The organism is Sulfurimonas sp. (assembly GCF_032250635.1).
Classification (GTDB): domain Bacteria; phylum Campylobacterota; class Campylobacteria; order Campylobacterales; family Sulfurimonadaceae; genus Sulfurimonas.
On sequence record NZ_JAVVFL010000158.1, the window covers coordinates 1 to 5196 of the forward strand.

A 5196-nucleotide genomic window follows, 5' to 3' on the forward strand; every position below is an offset into this window, starting at 1 on the left:
GCTTACCTCAACCATCTCTTCCGTGCTCGTGAGATAACATACTTCAGACTTGGAACTATTCATAACCTTCACTACTACCTCAACCTTATGAGAGAGGCACGAGAGGCTATTTTGGCGGATAGATTTAGTGAATTTAAAACGGAGTTTTACGCAAAAAGAGGTCGGTAAAAGCGTCACTGCAAGGCTTAAAAAGCCCTGGCAGTCTTAGAGATTGTGCTCATTTTTATATTTCATAAGAATAGCATACGCCTCATCTTTTAACAGCAGCTTCTCTTTTTTAAGAGTCTCTAACTCTTTGTCGGTTAGTATAACTTCACTCTTTTCAGCTTTAACAATCTTGTCGTCAAGCTCATTATGCTTATTGAAAATTCTTAAAAAGTGGGCATTCTCAGCGCCTGTCTCTTTCATGTGTGTAATAATATCTCTGTATTCATGTAGCATCTTGTTTCCTTAATTTTTTTGGAATTCTACCACATTGTCAGTTAAAAATCTTTTCAATTGGCTACTGACCTGTAAAATTAGCACCAATCATTTCACCGTATTGATTTACAAAAATATAGAGATTTTTCTGTTTCGGATTTGGCTCTTTTTGATTTTTAAAAGTAACTGCCCATTCAGGCGCTGATTGATAAGTTTGCTTTTTAATGGTGTCAATTGGGACATTCTTCCAGCTCTTATCAAGCTTTCCATCAAGTGTATAGTTTTTAACCACTCTTATGGCTATCTCTTTTGCTTTTGCCTCATTGATTTTCACCGTGGAGTGACTGTGACCGTGGTCATGCCCTGCACCTGCATACAATGGATTTACTCCGAGTGTTAAAATAGTCGCAACCGCAACCTTTGCAATAATTTTTTTCATTTTGTTCTCCTTTTATAATGAACCGTGTCTGTATTGTTTTGACTCTTCTGCCTTCATATCAAGATGAATATGCGTATGAGCGTCTTTGTTAAAGCCGAACTCCTCTTCGTTTGCAGTGTGCAAATAGCCATGCAACTGCATAAGCAACAGCATGAAACCTGCAAACATAAGAAGATGGTTGGCAACCTTGCTGTGCTGCATAAATGACTCTTTTTTGCGCCAAAGCATTAGAATGAAAAGCATTGGAATCAGGGCAATGATTTGTCCAAACTCAACACCGATATTGAATGAAACAATTCTCAGTAACATATCGATTTTATCTTCACCAAGAGGAAGCTGCTGCAGACGCGTTGAGAGTCCAAAACCGTGGATAAGCCCAAATAGAAATACAACCCATAAGAGATTTGGAGACTTTACATGCAGGTAGTTTTGGAAGCCTTTATTGTTGTCAAATGCTTTATAGATAACGCTGATTGCTATTACGGCGTCGATCAAATAGTAGTTAGCGTTAACTCCCACGAAAGTTGCCAGAATCAACGTGATACTGTGTCCCAATGTAAATACGGAGACGAATTTAACAATATCTTTGAGCGTGTTCAGGAAAAAAACCACGCCAAACAAAAATAGAAGATGGTCATACCCGCTAAGCATATGTGTGGCACCAAGCCAAATATATTTGAGGTTCCCCCCATCAAGCATTGCATGTTTATCTGCAGCTGAAATACCATGCGCGAAAGCTATGGTATTAAGCAGAAGCAATGCACTTAAAATTAAAAATGTTTTCATAGATCTCCTTTTGAAAAATTGTATGTATTTAAAATGATAATAGTTGAGAAAAACTATACGATAGGAGGACGAAACAGTTCTTTGGATATAGAATAATTATATTGCTTAGTAAAGTAAAAATTATCTTCTTGTGTATAAGAGAATGCTTCTATTTGAATACTATCTGCCATATAAAAATCAACATGATTGACTTTATGGTTATGGCTATGTGTATGTTTTAATCTATTATGGGTGTGCTGGTGTTCATGCAGAGAACAAAAATTACTATGAGAATTGCCTTTTGGCAAAACATCAGTTGTTGCGAACAGATTGGCACCGAAAATTGAAAGAATAATAAAACTAATAATCATATGTCGTTTCATCACGCTTCCTTTTTCGTTAAATAGATGCTGCGATTATATCAGTCAAATATTAATATACTAGAAGATAGTTTTTACTTCGCCATAAAGTTCTTCGCCGCAATACAAAGAGAGTTTATCTTCCATAACAGAGACACTTTTTGGATTAAACAACATTGCATTTGCTCTCTTGCCAACCTTTATCTCCCCTGCACTCTCTCCTATCGCCTTTGATGGATTTTTCACGCAGAGCCTTACAAGTTCTTGCATAGATATAATGCCGCTCTTTACAAGTTTTGTGTAGTAGATGCTCATGGCATTTTTGAGCCCTTCACATCCATAAGCAGCATCATAAAAAGCAACCTCTTTGTTTAGGGGAGAGCTTGGCTGATGCAGAGTAGTGAGAATGTCTATCTGTCCAGCTTTGAGAGCATCTTGCAGCAGCATAAGATCATCTTTTGAAGATAACGGCGGATTTAGCTTTGCCGTGGTGTTGAAGTTTTTACATGCCTCATCGGAGTTGCTAAGATGATGGATAGAGACCTCGCATGTGACATCTACGCCATCCTGCTTTGCTTTGTTTATAAGGTAGATTGAACGAGGCGAAGCAATTGACTTAAAAAGTATTTTGATTTTAAAGTGTCTTGCTATCTCTATCATACGCGAGACATGCAGAACTTCGCTCAAGTCAGGTATGCCCGCAAGCCCAAACTTGGAGCTGACATCACCCTCTAGCATTACGCCGCTAGATATTAGCGAGTTGTCCTCTGCTTTACAAAAGAGCGTAACCCCGTACATCTGGCAATACTGTGCAATCTTAATGGCAACATCATTTTTAGCGATGGTGCTCATATACGGTGCAACGGCTCCGCGCTTTAGCAAAATGGCAATATTACTAAGAGTGTTATCCTCTTTAAGCGTATTTAACATTAAGTCAACTTTTGCACCTCTTAGCTCATGCAGCCCGTTTTGTGCAAACTCTAAAACTATCTCGTTATCTATTGCGGGAGCAGAGTCCGGATTTAGCACTACATGCCCTATCCCTGCTTGAAGCGCTTCATCCGAGAGTGCTTTTATGTTTTTTGCATTTAAAGAGGAGTCCTGTACTCTTACGTTTGTATCTACCAAAAGAGGCATAAAGTAAAAACCGCTTGCATCTAGAGTCTCGCTACATGAGAGTCCCTCTGCTATCTCGGTTACTACGCCGTCTTCTATGCGGAGGTCTGTTACTCTCTCACCGTGTATATCGCAAAGTATCGCATTTTTTACTACCATCTACTCAACCTTTATTCTAGTGAGGAAATTGTAGTCGATTCTGCCTTATAAATAAGATTAATTTTATAACCTTTTAATCAATTTAGGTTATACTAATTGACACGAATATTTGAAAAAAGAAGGCGGGCTAGTTGGGATTCTCTTTAGGTTCAATTAAATTTTTCATCATCGTTCTCTTTGTATCCCTCTACTCTTCAGTCTATATAGTTACTACAAACGATAAAAATAGACGTCTTGAGCTTCTCTTAAATCAAGAGGTTAGCAAGTTGGCGCACAACTACAAAGTTACAACAGACAGATACAGCGTTATCTCAAAAATCATAAATCAAGAGGTTTTTAACAGCAATAGGATTTTAGAGATATTTTACAATGCCAAAAACACAAAAAATGAAGATAAGCGAGACATGTTTCGTTCAATGCTCTACTTTGAGCTGCTTCCGCACTTTAACAACCTAAAAGAGATAGGCGTAAACATTGTTCATTTTGCTTTTGAAGATAACAGTTCATTTTTAAGAGTGCATAAAAGGGATATCTACGGCGATGACCTCTCCTTGGTACGCTACTCTATTGTATATACAAACAAGACAAAAGAGCCTATAGGCGGCTTTGAGGGAGGAAAAGGCACACACGCTTTTAGAAATGTTTTTCCTCTTTTTTATAACAGTCTCTATTTGGGAGTTGCCGAAATCTCTTTCTCTCCTCAAAGCATGCAAGATGCCATGCTCAATCTTCATAGCACGCATACCGATTTTATAGTCAAAAAATCAATTTTCGGTACTGTAGAGTACTACGATGATTTTAACTCAAACTATACGCCGAGCCTGGAACATGAAGATTTTCTCTCCCTAACCACAAACGCAAAGGAAAAAAGAAGTTTTCAAAAAAACCTCCTCTTAGATAAAAGCCTAAAAGATGAGATAGCAAAAAACATAAGTCGCAACAACTCATTTTCTCTATACTCGCATCACTTGAGGGACTCATTCATCATATCTTTTTTGCCTATTAAAAATATTGAAAATCAAAAGACGATGGCGTATCTTGTCTCATACACAAAAAGCGAATATCTTCACGATATGACAAACGAATATTTAATGGTAAACGCCATGGCATTTTTTGGATTTTTGATTCTGCTTACAGTCGCCTACTTCAATATCAAACAGCGTATGAACCTTGAAAACATAGTCAAAGAGCGAACAAAAGAGCTGGAGGGGGAGAAGACGATAGCACAAAACGCGACCAAGGCAAAGTCACAGTTTTTGGCCAATATGTCGCATGAGATAAGAACTCCAATGAACGGCATCATAGGGATAAGCCACCTGCTTCTAAAGAGCAACCTTGATGAGAAGCAGAAAAACTATCTTCTTAAGATAGATGAGTCTGCAAAATCGCTTCTAGGCATAATAAACGATATTTTGGATTTCTCAAAGATTGAAGCGGGGAAGATGAAGATAGAAAATGTAGAGTTTAATCTTAAAAGAACCGTTAGCTACATTGTAGAGTCTATGAAATATATAGTTGAAGATAAAAATATAAAAATTAACCTAAAATACGAAAATAGTCTAAAGGATTATTTTTATGGGGACAGCCTAAGAATTTCCCAGGTATTAACCAATCTTTTAAGTAATGCCATTAAATTTACCGATAAAAACGGAAATATATATATAATAATTACAAAAACAGATGATTCAAAAATTAAATTTGAAATCAAAGACACAGGCATCGGTTTAAGTCAAACCGAACAACAAAAGCTATTTAAACTTTTTTCGCAAGCAGATAGTAGCACTACGAGAAAATATGGAGGAACAGGTCTTGGTCTTGCAATCTCAAAACAGCTTGTAGAGCTGATGGGCGGTATGATTTGGGTTCAGAGCAAAGAGAAAGTCGGAAGCTCTTTCATTTTTGAAATTGAACTCCAAGAGACAGAATCCATAAAACAAA

At 37.4% G+C, this 5196-nt stretch carries 7 protein-coding genes; 2 read left to right on the plus strand and 5 right to left on the minus strand.

What is annotated here, in order from left to right; translation table 11 throughout:
- Nucleotides 1-168: tRNA-guanine transglycosylase (locus tag RQ763_RS09260; RefSeq protein WP_314152566.1), on the plus strand; the 168-nt coding region annotated here is incomplete at its 5' end.
- Nucleotides 169-204: 36 nt separating this feature from the next.
- On the opposite strand, the gene RQ763_RS09265 is transcribed toward RQ763_RS09260, so the two are convergent.
- From RQ763_RS09265 to RQ763_RS09285, 5 genes are all read right to left on the minus strand, one after another.
- The gene (locus RQ763_RS09265; protein ID WP_294928880.1) at nt 205-441 is read right to left on the minus strand and encodes a YdcH family protein; all 237 of its coding nucleotides are present in this window, start codon (nt 439-441) and stop codon (nt 205-207) included.
- A 61-nt stretch (nt 442-502) separates the two neighbouring features.
- Nucleotides 503-859 carry a DUF6488 family protein gene (locus RQ763_RS09270; RefSeq protein WP_314152559.1) on the minus strand — a complete coding sequence of 119 codons (357 nt, stop codon included), beginning with the start codon at nt 857-859 and terminating at the stop codon, nt 503-505.
- A gap of 12 nt (nt 860-871) precedes the next feature.
- The gene (locus RQ763_RS09275) at nt 872-1645 is read right to left on the minus strand and encodes a HupE/UreJ family protein (protein ID WP_314152561.1); all 774 of its coding nucleotides are present in this window, start codon (nt 1643-1645) and stop codon (nt 872-874) included.
- A 53-nt stretch (nt 1646-1698) separates the two neighbouring features.
- The gene (locus RQ763_RS09280; RefSeq protein ID WP_314152562.1) at nt 1699-2007 is read right to left on the minus strand and encodes a hypothetical protein; all 309 of its coding nucleotides are present in this window, start codon (nt 2005-2007) and stop codon (nt 1699-1701) included.
- A 57-nt stretch (nt 2008-2064) separates the two neighbouring features.
- Nucleotides 2065-3258, minus strand: coding sequence for an amidohydrolase family protein (locus RQ763_RS09285; protein ID WP_314152564.1), 1194 nt, complete (start codon nt 3256-3258; stop codon nt 2065-2067).
- Nucleotides 3259-3389: 131 nt separating this feature from the next.
- Here RQ763_RS09285 and RQ763_RS09290 point away from each other — a divergent pair.
- Nucleotides 3390-5196, plus strand: a 1807-nt coding sequence (locus RQ763_RS09290; protein ID WP_314152565.1) for an ATP-binding protein, incomplete at its 3' end; no start/stop codon positions are given.